Origin of the sequence: Pacificitalea manganoxidans, assembly GCF_002504165.1 — a bacterium.
GTDB lineage: Bacteria > Pseudomonadota > Alphaproteobacteria > Rhodobacterales > Rhodobacteraceae > Pacificitalea > Pacificitalea manganoxidans.
Genome location: NZ_CP021404.1, coordinates 2,325,510 through 2,348,951 on the forward strand (window position 1 = coordinate 2,325,510; position 23,442 = coordinate 2,348,951).

Genomic DNA, 23,442 nt, shown 5'->3' on the forward strand with positions numbered 1-23,442 from the left:
TGATGGATCGGTATATGTGAATATTTAGTGTATAGAGCGACCGGCGAGATCACCCCTCGCCGGTGCCAAGCCTTGCAGCCCTAGTTGCCGTTGATCGAAACGGACTGGTTTTGCGGCACGCGCACGGTGCCCTGCTCGCGGATATGGGCTTCGACCACGTCCCAGATCGCCGGGCCTTCGGTGCCCTCGGTGACGCTGGCCCAGCCGGCGACGACATAGCTGCGCGCGGGGTCGATGGGCTCTCCGGTGTCGAGCTTCACCATCTCGGTGATGCGGCTGCCCTGCGGCTGCGCCACGTCGATCCGGTAGCCCAGCCCGCCGACCCGCACCATATCCCCGCCCTGCTGGTAATAGGGGTCGGGGTTGAACAGGTTGTCGGCCACGTCCTCCATTACGATCTTCAGGTATTCGCCGGTCATTTCGGTGCGGTAGGCTTCGGGGTAGCTCATCGCCGTGGCGTTAAAGATATCCTCGCGGGTGATGTCCTGTCCGGGCAGCACCGATGCGCCCCAGCGGAATCCGGGCGACAGCGCGATCTCGGCGTCGCGCTGGCTGAGCAGCGCATCGCAGATCAGATCATCCCATGTGCCGTTGAAATTGCCCCGCCGGAACAGCAGGCTTTCGGTCTGGCCGATCACCTCGCTCAGCTCGTCGGCAAAGGGCGCACGCTCCGTCTCGACAAGTGCCGCCATCTCCGCATCGGGGGTGATGACATCCGAGAAGATCGGGATCAGCTTGTGCTTCAAGCCGCGCAACGCGCCGTCGGCGATGTCCAGATCGACGCGGCTGACGAATTTGCCGTGACTGCCCGACGCGATCAGATGGGTGCCATCGACCAGCACCGGCGCGGGCAGCGCGTCATGGGTGTGACCGGTCAGGATCACGTCGATGCCCGGCACGTCATGCGCCAGCTTGCGATCCACGTCGAAGCCGTTATGCGACAACAGCACGACCACATCGGCGCCCTTCGCGCGGACCTCGGCGACCATTTCCGCCACCCGCTGCTGGCGCACGCCGAAGCTCAGATCCGGGAACAGCCAGCCGGGATTGGCGATCGGCAGATACGGGAACGCCTGCCCGATCACCGCCACCTGCGCGCCGCCCCGCTCGAAGATCTGATAGGGCTCATAGGCCGGTTCATCCCATTCGGCGTCAAAGATGTTGGCGCCAAGGAACGGGAATTTCAGCTCGTTATCGACAATCTGGTTCACCCGGTCGATGCCCAGCGTGAATTCCCAATGGGAGGTCATCGCCTCCACACCCAGCAGGTTCATGGCGTTGACCATATCCTGTCCTTGGGTGCGCAGCGCGGTGAGCGAGCCCTGCCATGTATCGCCCCCGTCCAGCAGCAGCGCGTCGGGCCGGTCGGCGCGGATCGCCTTCACCACCGTGGCAATGCGATCCAGCCCGCCCATTTTGCCATAGCCCTGCGCCAGCGCGACGAAATCGTCATAGGTCAGCGCGTAGTCGTCGGGGGAGCCTTTTTCGATGCCATAGACCTGGCGCAGTTCCTCCCCGGTCAGATGCGGGACCAGTCCCTGCTGCGCGCCGACGCCCAGATTGAACTCCGGCTCGCGGAAATAGACCGGCACCATCTGCGCATGAATGTCGGTGATATGGATCAACGTCACGTTGCCGGTGGTGTCGAATTGCAGCAGCTGATCCTGACTGAGCGACTGTTGCGCGGCGACACGGGACCAGCGGCCCATGCCCCCGACCCCGGTCAGCGCCGTGGCGGCAAGGGCGGCTTGCAGGAAATCGCGGCGGGCAATCATCGGGGCGGTCCTTTCGCAGGCGCTGAGGCCGGGTCGGATAGCAGGCGCAACACATGCGCCTTATTGAATATCATCAGAGGCAGAAAGGCCCCGCACGGCACTGCCGACGGGGCCCATCGAAATCAGTTGCGGACCGACGGTCCTTCGACGGACAGGCCATTGCCGCGCGAGGTCACATAAAGCTCCAGTGCGACGAACTCCGGGCTGCCCTCGGCAAAGGTTTCGGCGCGGGTGTCGCGTACGCATCCCTTGAACCGGCTATGCACGGCGTTCAGCTTGGCATTCTTCAGCCGGTAGACCGGGAAACCGTTGACCTGACCTTGGCTCAGGTGGTCGGCGCGGATCATGTTGCCGTAATTGTCTTCGTGGCAATTGGCGCAGGCCAGTTCCAGCTGACCATACCGGGTGTAGTAGATCTCCTTGCCCTGCTCCCATGTGCTCTGGGCCGGGCCGTCAATGGCCACATCCACCGGCATCCCGCGGGACACGGACGAGATCAGCGCCACCATGTTGACCATATCGCCCGAGGTATAACCCCACGGCTCCGCCTGCATCCGCTCTTCGCGGCAGGCGTTGATCTGCATCTCCAGCGTGCGCACTTCGCCGGCCTCTTCGTTCCACTTCGGATAGACCGGCTTCACGCCTGCCATCTCCTCGGGCTCGTTATGGCACGACGCACAGCTTTCGCCCGCCTCGCCATCGGCGCTGGCCCACATATCCCGCGCCTGATCGACAAAGATCATGCCGGGATTGTCGAAATCGTCCATCTGCAGTTCCCGAGTCTCGTCCGAGCGGTAAACCCAGCCCGACGTGATCTCCGACATCGCATCGAGATGCTCGGGCGCAGGCGCGCGCACCGTCATCTCCAACTCGCCATTGATGACCAGTTCCGCCTCTTCGTCAGCGTGAAGCGGTGCGGTGGCCAGCCCCAGCGCGATGACGCTGGCGGACATGGCGGCAAGGCGGCGCCCTTTGGTCAGGGGTCTCATCTTCATTGTCCTTCTCCTCCCTGGGGTCCGCCCCGCCAATGCGGCAAGCGGCCTTGGTCCGGTCCGTTGGAATGGGGGCGCCCGTCAGACAAGCCCCCCCGATGCGGTCGTCAGCCGACCGACACCTCCTTGCTATCCTCATAGACCGAGCCGTCATCGTCATACCAAGTGAACTTGAACGTCCCGCTTTCGGGCACGGTCGCTTGGAATTCGAAATAGGGATTGGTCGAGATCGCAGGTTCCAGCACCACATCGATTACCGTCTCGTCGTTGAACGTGACGTGGAAGCGGTTGATAATCGAACGCGGGATCGTGTTGCCATCGCTGTCCTTGCGCTGGCCCGATTCCATCGTGTGGCTGATCAGCGTCTTGATCGTGATCACCTCGCCCGCCGTGGCGGTGGCGGGAACCTTGACGCGGGGTTTTACACCAGATGCCATGTTGTCGTCTCCTGTCTCGCCTCAGCCGCCGCAGCCGCCGATGGTGACTTTCACTTCCTGGCTGGCGCGGTGGAACGTGCCGTCTTCCAGTTTGGCGATCGCGATCACGTCCTGGGTCTGTGCCAGACGGATGCGGGTCGAGGCCTCGCGCGCCCCGGCCAAAGGCCCGAACTTGAAGGTCGCGACGTCGGGATTGGGGTTACCAGCGGCCAGCACCATGATCTCCGCAGCGCCTTCGGCGGCCACTTCGATCGGCACGGTGTTGCCGTTTTCGGCGATTTCGGGGGCGGTCAGCGTCACACCGCCCTCGGCCACCTCGGCCCCGCCGGTGAACGCGGCAATGGCGTCTTCGGTGGCGGCATGGGCAGCGCCGAGCGGCATCAGGGTCAGCGCCACGGCGCCGGTCCCGATTGCCAGCGTCTCGCGTCTGGTCACGTTCATGGGTTCAACTCCTTGGGTCTGTGGGGCGGCAGGTCCGGTCGGTCCCCGGCGGGAACCGGGCGCGGTCAGCCTTCCTTCAGGGTCAACAGATAGGCGACGACATCCTCGACTTGCTGCGCGGTCAGCAGCGGGGGCAGCGGCTCGGTTCCGGCCTTGCCGGTGAACCCGTTGCCGGGACGGATGTAGCCCGAACTTTTATAAAACGAAGGCATCATTGAGCCCTCGAATGTCATTTTCGCATTGGCGATGATGCCGCGCAGGTCGGCTTCGGTCCAGCGGTCGCCCGCCCCGTCCAGCGGCGGACCGATTTCGCCTTGGAACGGCACCGCATCCAATACGGAGATCTGATGGCAGGCCACGCAATTGCCAAGGCCCCGCGTGGTCATCACCGTCTGACCCGCAGCCGCGTCGCCCGCGGTTTCGGTCAGCGGCTCGGCCACTGCGCCATATTCGTCGTAATGCACCGCATCGGGGGCAACGACATCCTGAGCGGAAGCGGAATCCTGCGCGGCCAGAGGCGCAGCAAGACCCATCGTGGTGGCCAGCGCCAGCGCGGCCGTGATCGAGACTGTCTTCATGTGTCCTCCCTATCCGGCCTTGGGTGGCGACCGGGGCTTCCGGCGGCGTGCAAGGGCGGGTCCGTGTTTTTGCTCTTCTTATCGTGAGACTAGACCAGCGCAAGCCGAACCCGCAACAACAAATTCCGAAAATTGAATAACAATGCCGACGGTCCGCCATGACCCGCATTGCCGGGACACTGTTCGCCCGAACCTGCCCGAACCGGAACGTTCACCGCCAATCCCCGGATTATTCAGAAATCGCCCGATGTGAGAGCAGGATCACTCGCCGTTTGGGGCCTGCTCCTGCAACATGCGCGCGTGATAGGCCTGAAACCCCTCATCCCCGGCGTAGCCTTCGGTCAGCACCCAATCGAGCATGTTGAGCGTCGTCCATTTGCCGAACGCACCGGGCATCTGGGCCACGGCGGCCTGCGGGGCGGGTGTATCCTCCGGCACTGCCTGAGGCAGGAACAACATGGTCGGGGTGAACAGAATCCCCCATTTGCGCGCCATCTGCTTCTCGGTCAGGGTTTCGCCGTCGAAATCCGTGACCTCGGTCGCGCCGTGCAGGTTCAGCTGCACCACAAAGAAATCTTCGCTCAGGCGCTGGCTGATTTCAGGCACGGGGAACACCTCCTCGTGCATCTTGTTGCAATAGATGCAGCCGCGCTGCTCAAAGATCAGCGCCAGCCGCTGACCCGCCGCGTTGGCCTCCTCCAGATCGTCGCGCAGATCCTTGAACGTCTCGCGAATCCACGGCGCGTCATGCAGCCCGTCATCGCCCACCTCGGCCAGTGCACCTGTGCCCGGCAGCGTCAGCATCAACGCCGTCAGCGCCCCCATGAGTCCGCGTCGATTGATCGCCATGTCACCCATTCCTCCGTCATGCGCCTTGCGCGTCTGCGCCAGTCCCTGCGCCACCCTCTGAGCCGTCACCGGCGTCAGAGCGATTGATACGCCGGCATCACATTCAACATCCATTGCGCGATATAATTGATGCGGTCGGTCGCGATCAGCACCGCGAACACGATCAGCAACACCCCCATCGCTTTCTCCACCTTGCCCAGATGGCGGCGGAAGCGCGAGGCAAATTTCAGAAATGGCCGGATGAAGGCCGCCGCGACCACGAAGGGCGCGGTCATGAACAGGCCAAACACCGTCATCAACATCAGCCCCCGCAGCGCCGTCGCCTCGGTCGAGGCGGTGAACACCACCGCCGTCAGCACCCCACCCACGCACGGCGTCCACCCCGCGGCAAAGGCCAGCCCCACCACATAGCTGCCCCAGACCGTCATCCGCTTGGTATCGCCTGCACCGACCTGAAACTGCCGGTTCAGAAACCCGATGCGGAAGACGCCCAGAAAATGCAGCCCCATGACAAACACCACGGTCGCGGCGATCAGGCGAAATTCGGTCTGCCAGCCGCGAAACGCTTGGCTCAGGCTGAACGCCGCCGCGCCCAGCAGCACGAACACCGTCACGATGCCCAGCGAAAACATGATCGCCGACAACACCGCGCGCCGCCGCACGCCGGGGGCCAGATCGCCGTCGCCGTTGATCTCGCTCATCCCCGTGCCCGCCATGTAGCTCAGATAGAACGGCACAATGGGCAGAACGCAGGGCGAGAAAAACACGATCAGCCCGCCCAGCGCGGCGCTCCAGATCGATACATCCAGCATGGCGGTTTTCCTTCCTGCGGCAGTCACGTTCGCGGCAGAGGCTCCGCCACGGATCTTGAACCATTCACATATTCAAATTAAGTTTTGCAAGAGCGACAGAAGGCTGACCTCCCCATGCGATCCCGTTTCCCGGTTCCGATCCGCGCCGTGATGTGCGCCGCCCATGCCGTCCAAGCGGCTGTTCTCGCGGTGGCTGTGGGTCTTTTCGCGCCTGCCGCGCAGGCCGAAACGCTGGTCATGGTCGAAGAGGTCGGCTGCATCTACTGCGCGCAGTTCAACGCGCAGATCGCCCCCGCCTACCCCAAAACCGCCGAAGGCCGCTTTGCCCCGATCCGCCGGGTCGAGATCACCGATCCCGTCCCCGCCGATCTGCATTTCGACGCGCCTGCGGTGTTCACCCCCACCTTTGTGCTGGTCGATGACGACGGGCAGGAACTGGCCCGGATCGAAGGCTATCCGGGGCAGGAATTTTTCTGGCCCTTGCTTGGCGCGATGCTCACCGAACACACCGATTTCGACCCGAACGCGCCCGCCCCCGCCGCGTCCAGCCCCGACGCGACCGCCCCCGCCGCGCCGCTTGCCCAGCCCGACATGACCGAAGCTTCAAAGGGATGATGCCCGCCATGCCACGCACCACGCGTCTGATGAGCCCCTTCCTCGCCCTTGCCGCGCTCGCGCTCCCCGTGCAGGCGCAGGATGACAGCCCCTATGTCACCGTGCAGGTGCTCAAGCCCGAGATCGCGGTGCAGATGGCGCAGGCCGCGATGACCCATTGCCGCGACGAAGGCTATCAGGTCGGCGTCAGCGTGGTGGACCGGTTCGGCACATTGCAGGTGTTCGTGAAGGACCGCTACGCCGGGCTGCATGTGCAGGAAACTTCGTTCCGCAAGGCTTGGACCGCCGTCAGCTTCCGGACCGACACCCACACGCTCGACAGCCAGATGCAGGCGGGCAGTGACGCCGCCGGGCTGCGGCATCTGTCGCAGGTGCTGCCCGTGGGCGGGGGCGTCGTGGTGGAAGGCGGCGGTCAGATGGTCGGCGCAATTGGGATATCCGGCGCGCCCTCTCCCGAACTGGACGTTGCCTGCGCGGAGGCGGGGATCGAGGCCGTCGTCGATGCCATCGCTTTCTGACCTTCTGATCCCGCTCTGAACGCCGCCCGCGCGCATCCGCCCTTGCCCCAGCCCGCGCTCTTGCCCTGACATACGCCCCGCCTGCCCAACCGGAGACCCCCGCCCCCGTGACCGCTTCCTCCCCCTCCACGCCCGGCGAGACGCCGCGCAGCACCTTGCCGGAATTCACGCCCGATCTCAGCCCTGCCGAGATGGACCGCTTTGTCACCAATGCCACCCGTGCCTCGAACTTCCTGAAGGCGATCAGCCACGAAGGACGGCTGATGATCCTGTGTCACCTCGTCTCCGGCGAGAAGTCGGTGACCGAGTTGGAGGAGCTTCTGTCCCTGCGACAGGCCGCCGTGTCGCAGCAACTGTCCCGCCTCCGGCTCGAAGGGCTGGTGGTCCCGCGCCGCGACGGCAAGACCATCTATTATTCGCTGGCCGATGACCGGCCCCGGCGGATGCTCGAAACGGTATACGAGTTGTTCTGCAAGGACAGCTGACGCCCTGACACGCCCCGAGCCCCGCAGCGCAGGAGGAGCGCCGCGCGGGTCAACCGCGGATCAGGGCCCTTAGGCACTGCACGGGAGGGAGGAGCCCATGTTGTCCGGCCTGTCGGAACCCGCCATCGCCGCCCTGATCGGGCTGGGCGGTGGACTGCTGCTGGGGCTTGCCGCACGGTTGGGGCGGTTTTGCACCTTGGGCGCGATCGAGGATGCGCTTTACGGCGGCTCCACCTTGCGTCTGCGCGCATGGGGGCTGGCCATCGCGCTTTCGGTGACAGGCGTGTTCACGCTGGCGGCGGCGGGGCTGCTGCCGCTTGGCGATGTGTTCTACCTACGCCCCGGCTGGAACCCCTTTGCCCATCTGGGCGGCGGGCTGGTCTTTGGCTACGGTATGGCGCTGGCTGGCACCTGTGGCTACGGCGCACTGGCGCGGCTGGGGGGCGGCGATCTGCGCGCGCTGGTGATCGTGCTGGTGATGGGCACGGCGGCGCTGGCCACGCTGATCGGGCCGCTGGCCCCGCTGCGTGTGGCGCTGTTCCCGCCCGATCTTCTGCCCACCACGGGCGCCACCGGACTGGCGCAGGGCACTGCCCGGCTTACGGGGCTGTCGCCGTCCGTGCTGGGCGCTGGAGTGGGCGTCATCGGCACCGCCCTATTGATCGCGCCGTTGCTGCGCGCCCCCCGCGTTCTGCTGGGCGCGGCGCTTGTCGCGGGCGCTGTGCTGACCGGCTGGCTCGGGACGGCGTGGCTCTGGCAGCATGGGTTCGCGGGCATCCGCCCCCAAAGCCACACCTTCGCCGCGCCGCCGGGCGAAACGCTGCTATGGCTGATGACCGGCGGGCTGCGCCCCTTGGGCTTTGGTATCGGCTCGGTCGCAGGCGTGGTGATCGGGGCTTGCATCGGCAGCCTGCGGCAGAACGGCTTCCGCTGGGAGGCCTGAGAAGACCCCCGCGAATTGCGCCGTCAGATCGCAGGCGCCGCGCTGATGGGCGCAGGCGCGGTGGTGGCGCAGGGCTGCACCATCGGTCAGGGCGTCTCGGCGGCCTCGACGCTTAGCTACGGCGCGCCGCTGACGCTTCTTGGCATCGGCGTGGGCGCGGCGCTTGGCCTGCGTCAACTGATCGTCGGTTTCGCGCTGGATTGAGCCGCCCTGCCCTAGTCCGGCAGATCAAAGACCTGACCGGGATAGATCAGATCCGGGTTCCGGATCTGCCCGCCATTGGCCTCGAAGATCTTTACATAGCTGAACCCGTCACCGTAGCGGTCGGACGCGATGCCCCACAGGGTGTAGCCCGGCTGCACCGTGATCGCCGTCACCGCCACCCGCGCCGGGTCGCTGTTCTGCGCTGCGATCGCATCGTCTGCTCCGGCACCCGGCTCGGCGGTCAGGGTCGCCGCGCCACGCGTGCCCGCAGCAACGGCGCCCGCGCCCCCCGTGCCGCCCGCCGGGTCCAGTTCGGCGGCGGCGGGCATGACCTCGGCCAGCGCTTCGGGGGCTTCGCGCTGGAACGGCGTCTCGAACCGAGCGGTCACGGCCCCCGCCGCGCCGATCTGATCGGCCCGCAGGGTATAGAGCCCCGGCACCACATCGGTCAGTTCCAGCGACCAGCGCCCGTCCCCGGACAGCTTCGCGTCACCGCGCAGGGCATTGTCCAGATAAATCAGCACGGTATCGCCCGATCCGGCTTTGCCGCGCCCATCCAGCCGCACCTCGCCTGCCGCGCCATAGGAAATCGCATCCACCGCCAGATCGACCGGCGCGGCGGGCGCGTCCGCCGTGCCTGCGGGCGGGGAGGCCGGTTGCAGCAGCCGCACCCCGTCGCGGTCCTGCAGCAGCACGCTCGGCGCGCGAGGCGTCGGCGCGGGCAAGGCCGGTTGCGCCGCCGCCCGGCTGACGCTCGCCCCCACTTGCGGCGCAGAGGCCACGGCCACGGCCCCGGCACGGCCTGATGCGCCGCCGGTCAATGCCCCGGCTCCGGTCTCCGCCACGGCCCCATCGACAGCGGCAAGCTCAACGGGCGTCACATCGGACGCCGCCACCTCGACCTCCGGCACAGCCGCGACAGCCGTTTCGACAGCGGGAATGGTCGTCGTCGCGCCATCGCCCCCGGCGGTGGTCTCATCCACGGCCTGTGACTCGGTCCCGTCGCTGCTGGCATCGGGCACATCGACCGCCGCCACATCGGCACCGTCCGTCCCGGCAGCCGCATCCTCGGCGCGCGGGGCGACCTGCGGTGCCATCTCGGCCATCTGCGTGCGCGTCTGCACCGGGCCGAGATCGGGCGCGGCGCCGTCCTGTTCGGCCAGTGCGCGCGACACGTTCGGCGCATCCGGCGCGGCGGGCGTCTCTGGCGCGGGCTCAGCCGCCCCTTGGGGCACACCGCCTGCCACGGCGCCACCGCCCGTCCCTGCCCCTGCGGGTGCGGTCAGCCCTGCGGCCCCCGTCGCGTCGGCATTTGCACCACCCGTCACGCCCGGCGCCGCCAGCGCGGCGATCTGCGGTGCGGCCTGCTCCACCATCGCGGGCGGCGTGATGATGACCGTCTGCTCCGATTGCTGGCGCGCGCCATCGGCCAGCATGACCTCCAGCATCAGCACCCGCGGCGCGTCCCCCGGCGGAATGTCGAACAGCGCGGCAAAGCTGCCATCGCGCCCGACGGTGCTGCGCGCCAGTTCCTCGCCCTCGGACAGGATCAGCACCGTGCCGCCTGCCGCCGCCTGCCCGGCAATGGTCGCCCCGCCTTCGGGATCGATCCGCACCAGATCGAAACGCGGCAGATCGCTGGCTGTCGGGCCTACAGGCGCGGGCTCGGTATTTTCAGTTTGGGCCGAAGCGTCATCGGGACTTGCCAGCGCCGCGACGGGCCCGGTCAGCCCGCCAGACGTCGCCGCAGCGCTGTCTTGTGCCACCGTCGCCACCGGCCCGGCGACCGATGCAACCGGTCCCGTAGGGTCGGTCCTGTCCGCCTGCGCGGCACTCCTCGCCCCGTCAGCCCCGGTCGCGTCATCCGTCCCTGCGGCGCGCGTGTCAGGTGCGGTATCCACAGCGCCGCCCTGCACCGGTGTCACTGCGCCGCTTTGCTCGGGGGCCTCTGTGCTGTCCTGCTCCGCTGCGTCCGCCCCGCCGCCCGCAGTGCCCTTGGTAGCGCCCCCGGTCGTGCCGCTGCCTGTGCTGCCACCCATGCTGCCCGTGCCACTGGTCCCGGCCTCCGGGCTATCGACCGGCTCCGCCACAGGCGCGCCGTCCGGGTCGCTGACGCCCCCCTGCATAAGCATAAGCCCAAACCCGAACAGCACGATCACCGCCAGCCCAAGGGCCAGTTGCCACGTCCGTCCGGACGTTTCGCCTTCTGACATCCTCAACTTCCCCATGAGGTTTCTCTTGCCCCGGCCCCCCGACCGGTGCAGGTCTCTCGACGATAGCAACCGCCTTCCCTGTGGTCAAAGTCTCGTGATGAGAAGGATTTCGATGGTTTCCCAACCGACACAGCCCGCCCCTGCCTCTGCCACATCCGCCGCGCCTGCGATCTGCGTCTATTGCGGCTCCCGTGATGGCCGCGATCCAGCCCATGCCGCCGCCGCCGAGGCGCTCGGCACCGGCTTGGCCGAACGGGGGTGGCGGCTTGTCTACGGGGCGGGCGATGTCGGGCTGATGGGCCGGGTCGCGCGCGCCGCGCAGGCGGCCGGGGTCGATACACTGGGCGTGATCCCCGGCCATCTTCTTGATCGCGAGGTGGGCAAACGCGACCTGTCCCGCTTCGTCGTCACCGAAACCATGCATGAGCGCAAAAAAGTCATGTTCATGAACGCCGATGCGGTGACCGTGCTGCCCGGCGGGGCGGGATCTCTCGATGAGTTCTTCGAGGTGCTGACATGGGCGCAGCTGGGCCTGCATGCCAAGCCGATCTGTCTGGTGGACGTCAACGGCTTCTGGCAGCCGCTGGTGGCCCTGATCGATCATGTGATCGCGGCGGGCTTTGCCGAGCCATCGCTGCGCGATCAGATCTTCGTCGCGCCCGACGCCGCCACCGCGCTTGCCGATCTGGCCCGCCGCCTGCCCTGATCGCGGGCATTGCGCAGCGTGGCCACGGAATAAAGCGCCAGCCCGCCCCAGATCAGCGGGAACGCCACCGCGTGCCAGCGGGTGAACGGCTCCCCATAAAGCGCGGTCGCCAGCGCGAACTGGATGGTCGGATTGACATATTGCAACAGACCCTGCGTGGCATAGCTGACCCGCTTGCCCGCGTAAGAGAACATGACCAAGGGTAGCCCCGTGAGCACGCCCGAGGTCATCAGCATCACCGTATCCGACAGATCGCTGCCGAAACTGGCCGGGCTGCTGCGCCCGGTCAGGCCGGTCCAGCCCTGCGTATAAACGCCCCACAGATAGAGCGATGACAACGGCAGCAGGCACATCACCTCCGCCGCCGTCGAGGCCACGGGCCCCGCATGCACCTTGCGCTTGATAAGCCCGTAGGAGCCGAAGCTCCCCGCAACCAACAGCGAAATCCACGGCGGCACGCCCAGCCCGATCGTTAGCAGCAGCACCGCCACGACAGCCAGCGCCACCGCGATCCATTGCAGGCGGCTCAGTTTTTCATGCAGCACCGTGGCCCCCAGCGCCACGGCCACCAGCGGAAAGATATAGTAGCCCAGCGACGCCTCCAGCGCGTGCCCGGACTGCACCGAATAGATGAAGACGAACCAGTTCACCGTGATCGCCGCCGCAGCAGCCATCACCCATACCGCCTGCGATTTCGACGACAGCGCCCCCGGCATGTCCCGCAGCCGGCCCTTCACGCCCATCCAGATCAGAAAGAACACCAGCGACCACAGCGTCCGGTGGCTCAGCACTTCGAGCGGCGGAATATGGGACAGCAGCTTGTAATATAGCGAGGACAAGCCCCAGACGACGCAGGCCGCCACCATGGCAAGCACGCCCTTGGTCTCTTCGCGCATGAGGTCTCCCGGGGAAATTGCGCCTCACCTGAACGCCATTTCGCCCACAGGGTCAATGGCCGGCACGGCGCCGCGCGCCGATCCCGCAGGGGCGCAGCGCGGGGCAGGGTCGGAAAGGGTCGCCCCGTGCAGGTCCGCCTGACACAGAGCGCCTCTCCTCCAATGCCCTCGCCCAGGTTGCCAAAAGCGCACCGCAAGCCCGCCCGGGGGATGGCGCTCGCTCTCGCGGCTTTGCCCTGTTCTAGAGCGGGTCGACTTAGGTCGGAACGAAGGATTGACGCCCGGATTTCTTCCGCGCAACAGAAGCCTGCCCGTGGGGTGGCGCCGCAACGATGAAGCGGCGCGCTTTACGGTGCCCCCTACTTCCCCGCCCTGAGGTCAGCGTGAGGTGGCCAAGCGCCAGCCCGTGGGGACGGGCAGGCGCTCGCTCTCGCGGCTTCGCCTTGTTCGAGAGCGGGTGGCCTGAGTTTAGAGGAAGCGAGGCATAGTCACTCCGGGTGCAACGTAAGCCTGCCCGTGGGATGGCGCGGCAACGACGAAACGGCGCGGTTTATGGTGCCAAGTCCCTCCCCGCCCCTAGGTCAGCGCGAGCTGACAAAACGCCAGCCCGCCGCAACGGGCAGGCGCTCGCCCGCGCGGCCTGTAGCCTTGTTCGCGGGCGGGTGCGCTCAGTTCAGACGCAACGACGCCCGGGCGCCGCCACCCCGCCTGCCCCGTCTCACTCCGCTGCTTGCGCGTCCACATGGGCGATGCGCGCCCCGGCCTTGTTCGACGTGACCACACCCAGCGATTTCAGCTTCCGGTGCAGGGCCGAGCGCTCCATCCCGACAAAGGTCGCGGTGCGGCTGATATTGCCGCCGAACCGGTTGATCTGGGTCAGCAGATATTCCCGCTCGAACAGCTCCCGCGCCTCGCGCAGGGGCAGCGTCGCCAACAGGCCCGACAGCACCACGCGGCCATCATCGCCCTCGGCGGGCTCGGCACCTTCCAACTCGCGCGGAGAAATCGCTTCGGTGGATTCACCCAAGATCAGCACCCGCTCCATCAGGTTTTTAAGCTGACGCACGTTGCCCGGCAGATGCATGGTCTGCAACAGCGCCTCGGCCTCATCCGACAGGGCCCGCAGCGGCAACCCTTGGGTCGCGTTCAGAATACCGATGAAGTGACGGGCCAGATCAGGGATGTCCTCGCGGCGTTCTTCCAGCCCCGGCACCCGCACCGGCACCACGTTCAGGCGATGATACAGCTCCTGACGGAACAGCCCGGCGGCGATCTCGGCCTCCAGATCGCGGGTCGTGGCCGACACCACCCGCAGATCCACACGCACCGTCTGGCTGCCGCCGACCCGCTGGAATTGCTGGTCGAGCAGGACGCGCAGGATCTTGGATTGCGTGCCCATCGGCATGTCCGCAACCTCGTCAAAGAAGATCACGCCGCCATGCGCTTCCTCCAGCAGGCCCGGCTCCACGCCGCGTTCGGGGCTTTCGCGGCCAAACAGAACCTCCTCCATGCGCTCCGGCTCGATCGAGGCCGACGATACGGAAACAAAAGGCGCATTGGCGCGGCTGGAATTGGCGTGGATGTAGCGCGCGGCGACTTCCTTGCCCGCCCCCGACGGCCCGGTCAGCATCACCCGCCCGTTGGAGCTCGTCACCTTGTCCAGCTGCGATTTCAGCGTCTTGAAGGCGGAGCTGGAGCCGATCATGTCCGCGGTCGCCACGTCGCGGCGGCGCAGTTCCGAATTCTCCCGCCGCAGCCGCGAGGTTTCCATCGCGCGGCGGATCACCACCATCAACTGATCGATGTTGAACGGCTTCTCGATGAAGTCATAGGCGCCCTGCTTGATCGCGGCGACAGCGATTTCGATATTGCCGTGGCCCGAAATGATGACGACGGGAATGTCGGGGTTGTCCCGCTTCACCGTTTTCAGAATGTCGATCCCGTCCATGCGGCTGTCTTTCAGCCAGATGTCGAGGATCATCAGCGCAGGCGGCGTCGCGTTGATCGCGCCCATGCATTCGTCGGAGTTGGACGCCAGCCGCACCTGATAGCCCTCATCCTTCAGGATGTCGCCGATCAATTCGCGGATGTCGCGCTCGTCGTCGGTAATTAGAATGTCGCTCATGACCCTGTCACCTCTCTGACGGTTCCTGTCGCCCTATTCCGCCGCATCCGCCAGCGCCGTGATCCGGGGCAGCCGGATTTCGGCACAGGCGCCGCGATGGGCGTTCTGCTCGAATTGTGGGGCATCGGTCAGCGTCAGTGTGCCGCCGTGCTCCTCGATGATCTTCTTGACGATGGGCAGGCCCAGCCCGGTGCCCTTGTCGCGCGTGGTGACATAGGGCTCGAACAGGCGCGCCTTATCCTCGGGCAGGCCGATGCCGTTATCCATGATGCGGATGCGGGCGTGGCGGTCGCTCAGGTCCAGCGTCACCCGCACCTGCGGGGCAAAGCCGTCGGGCGCGCCCTGATCCTGCAGGCTTTCGATCGCCTCGCCCGCATTCTTGATCAGGTTGGTCAGCGCCTGACTGATCATGGTGCGGTCGACTTCCGCCGGGACCGATGTTTCCGGCAGATCCCAGCTCAGCGCGGGGCCAAGCTGCTGGCTCTGCAGCGTCACCGCATCGCGCAGCAGGGCCACCAGATCGGTCTCCGCGCGCTCCGGCTCCGGCATGCGCGCGAATTTGGAAAACTCATCGACGATCCGGCGCAGGTCGTTGGTCTGCCGCACGATCACGCCGGTCAGATTGTCCAGCGCTTCGGCGTCCTCGCCCTCCACATGGCGAGAGAACTTGCGCTTGATCCGCTCGGCGGACAGCTGGATCGGGGTCAGCGGGTTCTTGATCTCATGCGCGATGCGCCGGGCCACATCGCCCCATGCCGCCATCCGCTGGGCGGAGACCAGATCGGTCACATCGTCGAAGGCCACCACATAGCCCGCCAACTGTCCGTCACCGCCGCGCCGCGTGGCCATCCGCACCAGCAGGTTTTCCAGATGCCCCTGCCGGGACAGGCGGATCTCCTCCTGCGCCACGTCGTCCTGTCCTTCGCGCAGCCGCGCCAGCAGCCCCGCGAATTCCGGCACCGCATGGCCCAGGGCCGCATGGGTGTCGGCGCTGTCTTCCAGTTGCAGCATCCGCAGCGCGGAGCGGTTCATGAAATCGACCCGGCCCTCGGCATCCAGCCCGATCACCCCGGCGGTGACCGAGGACAGCACGGAATCGAACAGCATCCGCCGTTCTTCGATCTGCGCGTTGGTCTCCAGCAGCGCGTCGCGCTGGCCCTTGAGCTGCGCGGTCATACGGTTGAACACCCGGCCCAGCAGCGCGATCTCGTCGTCGCCCGGCTCCTCATGCACCCGCACCGACAGATCGCCGGAGCCGACCTGATCCGCCGCGCTCGCCAGCCGCCCGACGGGCCGCGCCAGCCGCTCCGCGAACCACAGCCCGAACCAGATCGCCGCCAGCAGCAAGATCAGCGCAAAGCCCAGATAGACAAGCGAAAATTCGAACAGCAGCCGCCCGCGTTCGGTTTCTAACTGTTGATAAAGCCGCGCGCTTTCCTGCGTGTCATCCAGCAGGGCGAGGATATCGCCATCCACCGTGCGGCTGACGTAAAGCAGCCGGTCGGGAAACGCCGTCAGCGCCACAAGCGCGCGGAATTCGTTGTTGTCCCAATCTTCGATGATGACCGTCTCGCCCGCATTGGCACGGGCGATTTCGGCGCGGCTGGGTTGCTCGTAATCGAACAGGTAGGACCGCTCCCCCCGCGCCCGGATCGTGCCGTCGCCGTCGATCACATAGGCTTCGCGCAGACCGCGCTGCACCTGCGTCTGGCCTTGGGTCAGGATCTGGCGCAATTCGCCGTCGGACACCAGAAACCGGGCGGTGCGCGCCACGTTCAGGTAACCTGCCAGCGCCGCGGAATCCTGTCGCAGATCCTGCCGGTGCTCATCCTCATAGGCTTCGGCGGCGGCAAGCGACGCGCCCACGACCTGCCGCACCCGGTCGGAAAACCAGCCCTCCAGACCGACATTGATCGTCAGCCCGGCAAAAATGGCGACAAGAACGGTGGGCACCAGCGCAATGCCGACGAACACCCCCGTCAGCCGCAGATGCAGCTTCGAGCCGGCAGAGCGTTTGCGCCGCGCCGCCACCATGCGCGAGATCCGCACCGCGACCAGAGCCGCCACCACAAGGATATAGACAAGATCGGCCATCAGGATCAGCCGAAGCGCCAGCGAATTGGCGCCCTGCTCCAGCGGGCCCAGGATCAACAGCGTCGCGATCACCAGCACCGGCCCGAGCATCACCAGCCCGAGCGTGGCGTGACTTTGCAGCCGCCGCAATCGTCTAAGGCGCGCGAGTCGTTCCCAACTCACCCGTCGTGCATGGGTTGCCAAGGGCCTGCCCCGTTCCTGTCGCCGCGCAAGCGCAGCCTACCGCCAATCAGCCCGTGATCGTTGCCGGGCCCCTGCGCCCGCTGCCCCGCACAATGGCGGGGCTCGGGGCCGGGTCGGTCGGGTCCGCCTGCCCTGCCCTGCCGCACATGGACTGCCCCCGAAGGGCCAGCGCAGCGCGCCTGTGACATTTGCGATACGACTGATGCCGAATCGCGACATGCGACCCCAGCGCCACGGGTCTGTTGCGGTTTTACATCAACTTGCGTCGACGTGTCACGCGAATATCGAGGTCGGTGATCTTCTTGCGCAGGGTATTGCGGTTAATGCCCAGCAGATCCGCGCATTTGGCCTGATTGCCGCCTGTGGCATCCAGCGCGATCTCGATCAGCGGCATTTCCACTTCCTTCAGGATGCGCTGATACAGGCCCGGAGGCGGCAGAACCCCGCCATGCAGGTCGAAGTAGCGGCGCAGATGCTTGCCGACCGAGGCCGAAAGCTTCTCGCCCTCGCCCCCGCCCACCAGCGGCTCGATCGCAGGCTGGTTGCCCAGCACCAGTTCCACTTCCGAACGGCCAATCTCCTCCTCGGCGGAGGTGACGACCAGACGGCGGATGGTGTTTTCCAACTGCCGCACATTGCCGGGCCAGCTATAGGCGCGCACCAGATCCATCGCCGGGTTCGAGAACCGGCGCAGCGGCATGCCGTCCCGCTCCGCCCGCGTCAGGAAATGCTCGGCCAGCAGCGGGATGTCATCGACCCGTTCGCGCAGGCTGGGCACCGCCACGGCGACACCGCCCAACCGGTAGAACAGATCCTGACGGAAGCTGCCGCTTTCCATCTTCTGCATCAGATCGCCTTGCGAGGTCGCCATGACCCGCGGTGCGGTGTCGCCGAACGTGTCCAGCATCCGCACGATCCGCGCTTGCGCGTCGGCATCCAGATCGCCCACCTCGTCAAACAGGATCGAGCCGCCGCGCGCCCGCGCCACCACCGAGGCCGGGCCGTCCGCGCCCGCCAGATCGGCTGCCGAGGCCACCACGAAGGGCAATGTGCGCCGGTCCGAAAAATCATGGATCGCCCGCGCGATCAGCGATTTACCCGTGCCGCTTTCGCCGGTGATCAGAACCGGCAGATCGGTATTCATGACCCGCGCCACCAGCCGATAAAGCGCCTGCATCAGCGGCGTGCGCCCCACCAGCGGCAGATCCTCGCCCTGCTCGGCAGCCGCCGCGATGGCGCTGCCCTGCGCCGCCGCGCGGGCGGCACTGTCGATGCGCTGGCTCGCGGCGCGGCGCTTGGTTTCCAGCGCCCGCGCCGCCCGCTTCATCAGGTCCGGCAGGTCAAAGGGCTTGGGCAGGTAATCGTAGGCATCGGCCTCCGCCGCCTGAATGGCCGTCATGATGGTGTTCTGCGCCGAAATGACGATGACCGGCAGGCCCGGACGCTCCTCCGAGATCTTCGGCAGCATCTCCAGCCCGTTGCCATCGGGCATCATCACATCCGAAATCACCAGATCGCCTTTGCCCTCCTCGACCCAGCGCATCAGCGTCACCAGCGACGAGGTCGCGTGCACCTTGCAGCCAGCGCGCGTCAGCGCCTGCGTCAGAACCGTGCGGATCGTGCGGTCGTCATCTGCAACCAGAACTGTGCCGTCCATCAGTCTTGTTCCTCGTCGCTTTCTGTTTCTGTGGGCGCCACCGGCAGCGAAATGCGGAACGCGGTCCGCCCCGGCACGCTGTCCACGGTCACCCAGCCCTCATGGTCGAGGACGATCTTGCTCACCAGCGCCAGCCCCAGCCCGGTGCCGTTCTCACGGCCCGAAACGAAAGGCTCGAACACTTCCGCCGCGATCGAGGGCGGCAGCCCCGGACCATCGTCGATGATTTCCACCTGCAACGGCACCGGCGCATGCGTGCCATCGCGCCGCCGCACCCGCAGCGACCCCTCGTAATAGGTCCGCAGACGGATCTTGCCCGGCTCGCCCTTGCTGGCCTCGGCGGCGTTTTTCAGCAGGTTCAAAAACACCTGCAACAACTGGTCGCCATCGGCGAATGTGGCAGGCAGCGACGGGTCGTAATCGTCGCTGATCTCCATATGCGCGGCAAACCCGACACGTGCCGACCGGCGCGCCCGGTCCAGCAGATCATGGATATTGACCGCCCGTCGCTGCGGCGGGCTCAGATTGCCGAATTGCTCCACCTGCTCCAGCAGCTTCACGATCCGGCGGCTTTCGGCCACGATCAGATCGGTCAGCTCCAGATCATCCTTGGTCAGCCCCATGGACAGAAGCTGCGCCGCGCCGGTGATCCCGGCGAGCGGGTTCTTGATCTCATGGGCCAGCATCTCGGCCATGCCGATCGCCGATTTCGCAGCCGATTCCACCTGCAACGACCGGCCCAGCCGCCCCGCGATTTCGCGCGGGGACACCATCAGCATCAACATGCCCTCGGGCGCGTCGATGCCCGTCAGCGGCGCAATCTGCACATTGCAATGCACCGGCGCCCGCTGACCGGGGCTGACATCCACATCGTTGAGAAACAGCGCCGACTGGTTCGCCCGGACGCGGGCAAAACTTTCCTCCATCGGCGCGTCGATCATCAGCCGGTCCCAGACAGGCTGGCCCTTCAGCGTCTTGACCGTGGTGTTCATGAACACCTCGCCCGCCGGGTTCAGCGCCGCGATGGTGTCATCGGCGCCAATCAGCAGCGTCGGCACCGGCAGCGAGGCCCAGATGTTGCAATCATGCAGGATCATGCGGCGCGGCACTCCGTTGTGTCAGATTGGGTTGCGGGATCGCGCGCGGCGCGCCCCGGGGCGGCGTCCTCGACAATCGCCCCGTCAAAAGCCTGCTCCAGCAGCGCCATCACCTGTTCGGGCGCGCGCCCGGTCAGGATCTCGCGCCGCAAATTGGGCGTGGCCTGCGTGTGCTCCAGATACCAGCCCAGATGCTTGCGCGCGACGCGCAGCCCCAGATCGATCCCGTAGAAGCTCAGCATCGCCTCGTAGTGGTCCTGCACCATCCGCCCCAGCGCCGCGCCCTGCGGCACCGTCGGCGCGGGCGTGCCGTATAGCGCGTGCGCCACCTGCGCCAGCAGCCAAGGCCGCCCCTGCGCGCCGCGCCCGATCATCACCCCCGCCGCGCCGGAGGCCACCAGCGCCGCGCGGGCCGTTTTGGCATCGACGACATCGCCATTGGCCACCACCGGCACCGACACCGCGCTGACCGCAGGCGCGATCGCCGCCCAGTTCGCCCGGCCTTTGTAGAACTGACAGCGCGTGCGCCCGTGAACGGTAATCATCGCCACGCCCGCCGCTTCGGCACGGGCCGCGATATGCGGCGCGTTCAGGCTGTCATCGTCCCAGCCCAGCCGCATTTTCAGCGTCACCGGCACGGACACCGCGCCCACCACCGCCTCGACCAGCCGCAGCGCGTGATCGGGTGTGCGCATCAAGGCCGATCCGGACAGCCCGCCCGTCACCTTCTTGGCCGGGCAGCCCATGTTAATGTCGATGATCTGCGCACCGTTGGCTTCGACCATGCGCGCAGCTTCGGCCATCCAATGCGGGTCTTTGCCCGCCAGCTGCACGGAGGTGGCCTGTTGGTCCAGCCCTAGTTCCGCGCGTTCGCGCACACCGGGTTTGGCCTGCACCATTTCCTGACTGGCGACCATTTCCGACACGACCAGCCCCGCGCCGAATCGTGACACCAATTGCCGGAAGGGCAGATCGGTGATGCCAGCCAGCGGAGCCAGCAGGACAGGCGGGGTTCCAGGCAGAGACGCCGGGGAAACAGACAATTGCTCAATCCTTGTGCAGACGGTTTCTGATAGAGAGGTTTGCCCCCCGGATGGAAGAGTTCGGTGCCCCCCGTCCAACAGAAAACCGGGGGGCGCACAAAATTTAGGCGCATGACCCGTGGTCCGGCTTCGCGATTGCCCCGCACACGGGCAAAGATTAGACACCTTGGCCATGACATCCGCCCCTGCCTCGCCTCAGTCCCCTGCTGCCGCGCCCGCCGCCACCAGCGCAGACGCCGCCCCGGGCTGCCTCGCCGGGGGCGATTCCTCTGCGCCGGTCTTCGCCGCGATCCTCGTTGCCGCTGGGAAAGGCACGCGTATGGGCGGCACGCTTCCCAAGCAATTCCAGCAGCTTGGCCCCCGCGCCGTGCTGGCGCACAGCTATGACGCGCTGGCCTGCCATCCACGCATCGCAAACGTCGTCTGCGTCGTGCACCCCGATGACCGCGCCCGCGCCGCCGCGCTGCTGCCCCCCGGCACCGTGCTGGTCGCTGGCGGGGCGGATCGCGTGGCCTCGGTCCGGGCCGGGCTTGCCGCACTGCCCGATGCCGCGACACATGTGCTGATCCATGATGCAGCGCGCCCGCTCCTGCCCCGCGCCGTCACCGACCGGGTGATCGCCGCGCTGGCAGCAGGGGCCGAAGGCGCGGCGCCCGCGCTCGCCGTGATCGACGCGCTCTGGCAGGAGGATACCGGCGGCACCGTCGCCCGCGCCGTGCCCCGCGACGGGCTGTGGCGGGCCCAGACGCCCCAAGGGTTCGCCCTGCCCGCCCTGCGCGCCGCCCACGCCCGCCCCCTGCCCGCCGACGCCGCCGATGATGTTGCCATCGCCCGCGCCGCCGGTCTGCGGGTGGACATCGTCGCGGGGGCGGAAGACAACTTCAAACTCACCCATCCCGGCGATCTCGACCGCGCCGCGCGCATCCTGCGCGCCCGCGCGATGCAGGACGACGCCGCCGCAGAAAGGCCGCACATGGATATCCGCACCGGCAATGGCTATGACGTGCACCGCTTTGGCGCCGACGCGCTTGGCCGCAATGACCGCGTCACCCTGTGCGGGGTCGAGATCCCCCATGATCGCGGGCTACAGGGCCATTCCGACGCCGATGTCGGCATGCATGCGTTGACGGATGCGATCTATGGCGCGTTGGCGGAGGGCGATATTGGCCGCCATTTCCCGCCCAGCGACCCGCAATGGAAAGGCGCGGCATCCGAGGTGTTTCTTGCCCATGCCATCGACCTCGCCCGCGCGCGCGGCTTCGGCATGGCCAATTGCGACGTCACGCTGATCTGCGAATACCCCAAGATCGGCCCCCATGCTGAGGCCATGCGCGCCGCGCTCGCCCGGATCACCGGCACGGAGGTCGCGCGTATTTCGGTCAAGGCGACCACATCGGAGCGGCTGGGCTTCACCGGGCGCGGCGAAGGCATCGCCGCCATCGCCACCGTCGCGCTGATATCGCCCGCGCCGACCGCCGCATCCACCCCTTCCACGCCCGATACCGGAGCCGCCTGATGCAGACCAAACCCTTTGCGCGCCTGATCGCCACGGTCTTTGGCACCGGCAATCTCAAACCCGCCCCCGGCACATGGGGCAGCGCGGTCGCGATCCCGCTGGGCTGGGCGCTGCATTACGCCGGTGGCTTTCCGCTGCTGCTGGTGGCAAGCGTCGTGGTCTTTGGCCTTGGCTACTGGGCCACGCGCGAGGCCACCCGTGGCGAGGCCGATCACGACCCATCCGAGATCGTCATCGATGAGGTCGTGGGCCTCTGGATCGCGCTGTTCCCGCTGTCCTTCGGGATGTGGCGCATGGGCGCGGAGCCGCATGTTTTCCCGTGGCCGGGCTGGGTCGGCGCGTTCCTCACCTTCCGCCTGTTCGACATCTGGAAGCCCGGCCCCGTCGGCTGGGCAGATCGCAAGGGCGGCCCGATGGGCGTGATGCTCGATGACGTGATCGCCGGGCTGATGGCCGCCGTGGTCGTGGCGCTTGCCGCCGCCGTGGCGCATGGGGTGCTGCTGCGATGAGCGCGCCCGACGACCAGACCCGCGCGGCCCATCTGCTCGATCTGGCCCGGGCCGCTGGCTGCCGTATCGCCACCGCCGAAAGCTGCACCGGAGGCCTGATCGCCGGCGCGCTCACCGACCTGCCCGGCAGCTCCGACATATTCGACCGGGGTCTGGTCACCTATTCCAACACCGCCAAGGAAAGCCTGCTCGGCGTGGATCCCGACACGATCCGGCTGTTCGGCGCGGTTTCCGAGGAGGTCGCCCTGCAAATGGCCGATGGCGCCCTGTCGCGCTCGGACGCGGACATGGCCGTCGCAGTCACCGGCGTCGCGGGCCCCGGCGGCTCCGACGCAAAGCCCGAAGGCCGCGTCTGCTTTGGCCTCGCCCGCATCGGCCACGCGACCCACACCGAAACGGTCGAATTCGGCGCCATAGGCCGCCGCCATGTCCGCGCGGCCACCGTCGCCCACGCGCTCGAACTTCTGATCGCCGCACTGGACAGCTGACCCCGCTCCGAGAGGCGGCACGCGCGCTAGCGACCCGCGCGGGCCAGCGTCTGAACTCAGCACCCCCGCCTGCGAACAAGCGAAGCGCGCAGGCGAGCGCCTGTCCGCCCCATCGGGCTGGCGCTTGGCCACCTCGCGCAGACCTCTGAATGGGGAGGAACACGGCACCATAAAGCGCGACGCTCAACCGCAGCAGCGCCACCCCACGGGCAGGCTATCGTTGGGCCTAGAACTCGTCCGGCCACCCCCCGAATTTAGCGCACCCG

21 protein-coding genes and 1 pseudogene are annotated in these 23,442 nt (G+C 67.1%); 8 read left to right on the forward strand and 14 right to left on the reverse strand.

Annotated elements, in window-relative coordinates; genetic code table 11:
* Positions 1–80: 80 nt before the first annotated feature.
* The 7 genes from soxB to CBW24_RS10550 all read right to left on the reverse strand — a co-directional run bounded on the left by soxB (position 81) and on the right by CBW24_RS10550 (position 5,884).
* Entirely contained in the window at positions 81–1,775 is a 1,695-nt protein-coding gene (gene soxB, locus CBW24_RS10520) for a thiosulfohydrolase SoxB (RefSeq protein WP_097373552.1), read from the reverse strand.
* A 122-nt stretch (positions 1,776–1,897) separates the two neighbouring features.
* Positions 1,898–2,764 carry a sulfur oxidation c-type cytochrome SoxA gene (gene soxA, locus CBW24_RS10525; protein ID WP_097374205.1) on the reverse strand — a complete coding sequence of 289 codons (867 nt, stop codon included), beginning with the start codon at positions 2,762–2,764 and terminating at the stop codon, positions 1,898–1,900.
* A gap of 110 nt (positions 2,765–2,874) precedes the next feature.
* Positions 2,875–3,204 (reverse strand): thiosulfate oxidation carrier complex protein SoxZ, encoded by a 330-nt coding sequence (gene soxZ, locus CBW24_RS10530; RefSeq protein WP_088661671.1) that lies wholly within the window; start codon positions 3,202–3,204, stop codon positions 2,875–2,877.
* 21 nt (positions 3,205–3,225) lie between these two features.
* Positions 3,226–3,645 carry a thiosulfate oxidation carrier protein SoxY gene (gene soxY / locus CBW24_RS10535; protein ID WP_088661670.1) on the reverse strand — a complete coding sequence of 140 codons (420 nt, stop codon included), beginning with the start codon at positions 3,643–3,645 and terminating at the stop codon, positions 3,226–3,228.
* Positions 3,646–3,710: 65 nt separating this feature from the next.
* Positions 3,711–4,223 (reverse strand): sulfur oxidation c-type cytochrome SoxX, encoded by a 513-nt coding sequence (gene soxX / locus CBW24_RS10540; RefSeq protein ID WP_097373553.1) that lies wholly within the window; start codon positions 4,221–4,223, stop codon positions 3,711–3,713.
* 261 nt (positions 4,224–4,484) lie between these two features.
* Positions 4,485–5,048 (reverse strand): thioredoxin family protein, encoded by a 564-nt coding sequence (locus CBW24_RS10545; RefSeq protein WP_097374206.1) that lies wholly within the window; start codon positions 5,046–5,048, stop codon positions 4,485–4,487.
* Between the two features lie 98 nt (positions 5,049–5,146).
* Entirely contained in the window at positions 5,147–5,884 is a 738-nt protein-coding gene (locus tag CBW24_RS10550; protein ID WP_088661667.1) for a cytochrome c biogenesis CcdA family protein, read from the reverse strand.
* A 114-nt stretch (positions 5,885–5,998) separates the two neighbouring features.
* Between CBW24_RS10550 and CBW24_RS10555 the strand changes: the two genes are divergently transcribed.
* From CBW24_RS10555 to CBW24_RS10570, 4 genes and pseudogenes are all read left to right on the forward strand, one after another.
* A complete protein-coding gene (locus CBW24_RS10555; RefSeq protein ID WP_097373554.1) occupies positions 5,999–6,499 on the forward strand; it encodes a thioredoxin fold domain-containing protein in 501 nt (166 codons plus the stop codon).
* Positions 6,500–6,507: 8 nt separating this feature from the next.
* On the forward strand, positions 6,508–7,017 hold the full coding sequence (locus CBW24_RS10560; protein WP_232529697.1) for a GlcG/HbpS family heme-binding protein: 510 nt from the start codon (positions 6,508–6,510) through the stop codon (positions 7,015–7,017).
* Between the two features lie 191 nt (positions 7,018–7,208).
* Entirely contained in the window at positions 7,209–7,502 is a 294-nt protein-coding gene (locus CBW24_RS10565; protein ID WP_088661901.1) for an ArsR/SmtB family transcription factor, read from the forward strand.
* A gap of 97 nt (positions 7,503–7,599) precedes the next feature.
* Positions 7,600–8,649, forward strand: a pseudogene (locus tag CBW24_RS10570) (YeeE/YedE family protein).
* Between the two features lie 11 nt (positions 8,650–8,660).
* Here the strand turns inward: CBW24_RS10570 and CBW24_RS18660 are convergent.
* Positions 8,661–10,862 (reverse strand): LysM peptidoglycan-binding domain-containing protein, encoded by a 2,202-nt coding sequence (locus tag CBW24_RS18660; RefSeq protein ID WP_232529712.1) that lies wholly within the window; start codon positions 10,860–10,862, stop codon positions 8,661–8,663.
* Between the two features lie 112 nt (positions 10,863–10,974).
* Here CBW24_RS18660 and CBW24_RS10580 point away from each other — a divergent pair, with 112 nt between their 5' ends.
* Positions 10,975–11,568: an LOG family protein gene (locus tag CBW24_RS10580; protein ID WP_097373556.1), complete on the forward strand. Its 594-nt coding sequence runs from the start codon at positions 10,975–10,977 to the stop codon at positions 11,566–11,568.
* Here CBW24_RS10580 and rarD read toward each other — a convergent pair.
* The 6 genes from rarD to dusB all read right to left on the reverse strand — a co-directional run bounded on the left by rarD (position 11,505) and on the right by dusB (position 20,663).
* Positions 11,505–12,464, reverse strand: a complete 960-nt coding sequence (rarD, locus tag CBW24_RS10585; RefSeq protein WP_088661663.1) for an EamA family transporter RarD — start codon at positions 12,462–12,464, stop codon at positions 11,505–11,507. The two genes, CBW24_RS10580 and rarD, sit on opposite strands and share 64 nt — an antisense overlap.
* Before the next feature lie 718 nt (positions 12,465–13,182).
* On the reverse strand, positions 13,183–14,589 hold the full coding sequence (ntrX, locus tag CBW24_RS10590; protein ID WP_088661662.1) for a nitrogen assimilation response regulator NtrX: 1,407 nt from the start codon (positions 14,587–14,589) through the stop codon (positions 13,183–13,185).
* A 33-nt stretch (positions 14,590–14,622) separates the two neighbouring features.
* Positions 14,623–16,866 carry a sensor histidine kinase NtrY-like gene (locus tag CBW24_RS10595; RefSeq protein WP_374708975.1) on the reverse strand — a complete coding sequence of 748 codons (2,244 nt, stop codon included), beginning with the start codon at positions 16,864–16,866 and terminating at the stop codon, positions 14,623–14,625.
* A gap of 250 nt (positions 16,867–17,116) precedes the next feature.
* Complete coding sequence (locus tag CBW24_RS10600) at positions 17,117–18,523, reverse strand: response regulator (RefSeq protein ID WP_088661661.1); 1,407 nt, start codon at positions 18,521–18,523, stop codon at positions 17,117–17,119.
* Positions 18,523–19,620, reverse strand: coding sequence for a two-component system sensor histidine kinase NtrB (locus tag CBW24_RS10605; protein WP_097373557.1), 1,098 nt, complete (start codon positions 19,618–19,620; stop codon positions 18,523–18,525). The genes CBW24_RS10600 and CBW24_RS10605 overlap by 1 nt, the downstream gene beginning before the upstream one ends.
* Positions 19,617–20,663 carry a tRNA dihydrouridine synthase DusB gene (gene dusB, locus CBW24_RS10610; protein WP_232529716.1) on the reverse strand — a complete coding sequence of 349 codons (1,047 nt, stop codon included), beginning with the start codon at positions 20,661–20,663 and terminating at the stop codon, positions 19,617–19,619. The genes CBW24_RS10605 and dusB overlap by 4 nt, the downstream gene beginning before the upstream one ends.
* 172 nt (positions 20,664–20,835) lie before the next feature.
* Here dusB and CBW24_RS10615 point away from each other — a divergent pair, with 172 nt between their 5' ends.
* Genes CBW24_RS10615 through CBW24_RS10625 form a run of 3 tightly spaced genes read left to right on the forward strand, consistent with a single transcriptional unit; the run spans position 20,836 to position 23,176 of the window.
* Positions 20,836–22,179 (forward strand): bifunctional 2-C-methyl-D-erythritol 4-phosphate cytidylyltransferase/2-C-methyl-D-erythritol 2,4-cyclodiphosphate synthase, encoded by a 1,344-nt coding sequence (locus CBW24_RS10615; RefSeq protein ID WP_097373559.1) that lies wholly within the window; start codon positions 20,836–20,838, stop codon positions 22,177–22,179.
* The gene (locus CBW24_RS10620) at positions 22,179–22,688 is read left to right on the forward strand and encodes a phosphatidylglycerophosphatase A family protein (RefSeq protein WP_097373560.1); all 510 of its coding nucleotides are present in this window, start codon (positions 22,179–22,181) and stop codon (positions 22,686–22,688) included. The genes CBW24_RS10615 and CBW24_RS10620 overlap by 1 nt, the downstream gene beginning before the upstream one ends.
* Positions 22,685–23,176 carry a CinA family protein gene (locus CBW24_RS10625; RefSeq protein WP_097373561.1) on the forward strand — a complete coding sequence of 164 codons (492 nt, stop codon included), beginning with the start codon at positions 22,685–22,687 and terminating at the stop codon, positions 23,174–23,176. Before CBW24_RS10620 ends, CBW24_RS10625 begins: the two co-directional genes overlap by 4 nt.
* The last annotated feature ends 266 nt before the right edge of the window (positions 23,177–23,442 follow it).

Excerpts from the sequence above, each read along its gene's own strand:
- soxB (WP_097373552.1), bottom strand. The coding sequence starts at position 1,775 with ATGATTGCCCGCCGCGATTTCCTGCAAGCCGCCCTTGCCGCCACGGCG.
- soxA (WP_097374205.1), bottom strand. The coding sequence starts at position 2,764 with ATGAGACCCCTGACCAAAGGGCGCCGCCTTGCCGCCATGTCCGCCAGC.
- soxZ (WP_088661671.1), bottom strand. The coding sequence starts at position 3,204 with ATGGCATCTGGTGTAAAACCCCGCGTCAAGGTTCCCGCCACCGCCACG.
- soxY (WP_088661670.1), bottom strand. The coding sequence starts at position 3,645 with ATGAACGTGACCAGACGCGAGACGCTGGCAATCGGGACCGGCGCCGTG.
- soxX (WP_097373553.1), bottom strand. The coding sequence starts at position 4,223 with ATGAAGACAGTCTCGATCACGGCCGCGCTGGCGCTGGCCACCACGATG.
- CBW24_RS10545 (WP_097374206.1), bottom strand. The coding sequence starts at position 5,048 with ATGGGGGCGCTGACGGCGTTGATGCTGACGCTGCCGGGCACAGGTGCA.
- CBW24_RS10550 (WP_088661667.1), bottom strand. The coding sequence starts at position 5,884 with ATGCTGGATGTATCGATCTGGAGCGCCGCGCTGGGCGGGCTGATCGTG.
- CBW24_RS10555 (WP_097373554.1), top strand. The coding sequence starts at position 5,999 with ATGCGATCCCGTTTCCCGGTTCCGATCCGCGCCGTGATGTGCGCCGCC.
- CBW24_RS10560 (WP_232529697.1), top strand. The coding sequence starts at position 6,508 with ATGCCACGCACCACGCGTCTGATGAGCCCCTTCCTCGCCCTTGCCGCG.
- CBW24_RS10565 (WP_088661901.1), top strand. The coding sequence starts at position 7,209 with ATGGACCGCTTTGTCACCAATGCCACCCGTGCCTCGAACTTCCTGAAG.
- CBW24_RS18660 (WP_232529712.1), bottom strand. The coding sequence starts at position 10,862 with ATGTCAGAAGGCGAAACGTCCGGACGGACGTGGCAACTGGCCCTTGGG.
- CBW24_RS10580 (WP_097373556.1), top strand. The coding sequence starts at position 10,975 with ATGGTTTCCCAACCGACACAGCCCGCCCCTGCCTCTGCCACATCCGCC.
- rarD (WP_088661663.1), bottom strand. The coding sequence starts at position 12,464 with ATGCGCGAAGAGACCAAGGGCGTGCTTGCCATGGTGGCGGCCTGCGTC.
- ntrX (WP_088661662.1), bottom strand. The coding sequence starts at position 14,589 with ATGAGCGACATTCTAATTACCGACGACGAGCGCGACATCCGCGAATTG.
- CBW24_RS10600 (WP_088661661.1), bottom strand. The coding sequence starts at position 18,523 with ATGGACGGCACAGTTCTGGTTGCAGATGACGACCGCACGATCCGCACG.
- CBW24_RS10605 (WP_097373557.1), bottom strand. The coding sequence starts at position 19,620 with ATGATCCTGCATGATTGCAACATCTGGGCCTCGCTGCCGGTGCCGACG.
- CBW24_RS10615 (WP_097373559.1), top strand. The coding sequence starts at position 20,836 with ATGACATCCGCCCCTGCCTCGCCTCAGTCCCCTGCTGCCGCGCCCGCC.
- CBW24_RS10620 (WP_097373560.1), top strand. The coding sequence starts at position 22,179 with ATGCAGACCAAACCCTTTGCGCGCCTGATCGCCACGGTCTTTGGCACC.
- CBW24_RS10625 (WP_097373561.1), top strand. The coding sequence starts at position 22,685 with ATGAGCGCGCCCGACGACCAGACCCGCGCGGCCCATCTGCTCGATCTG.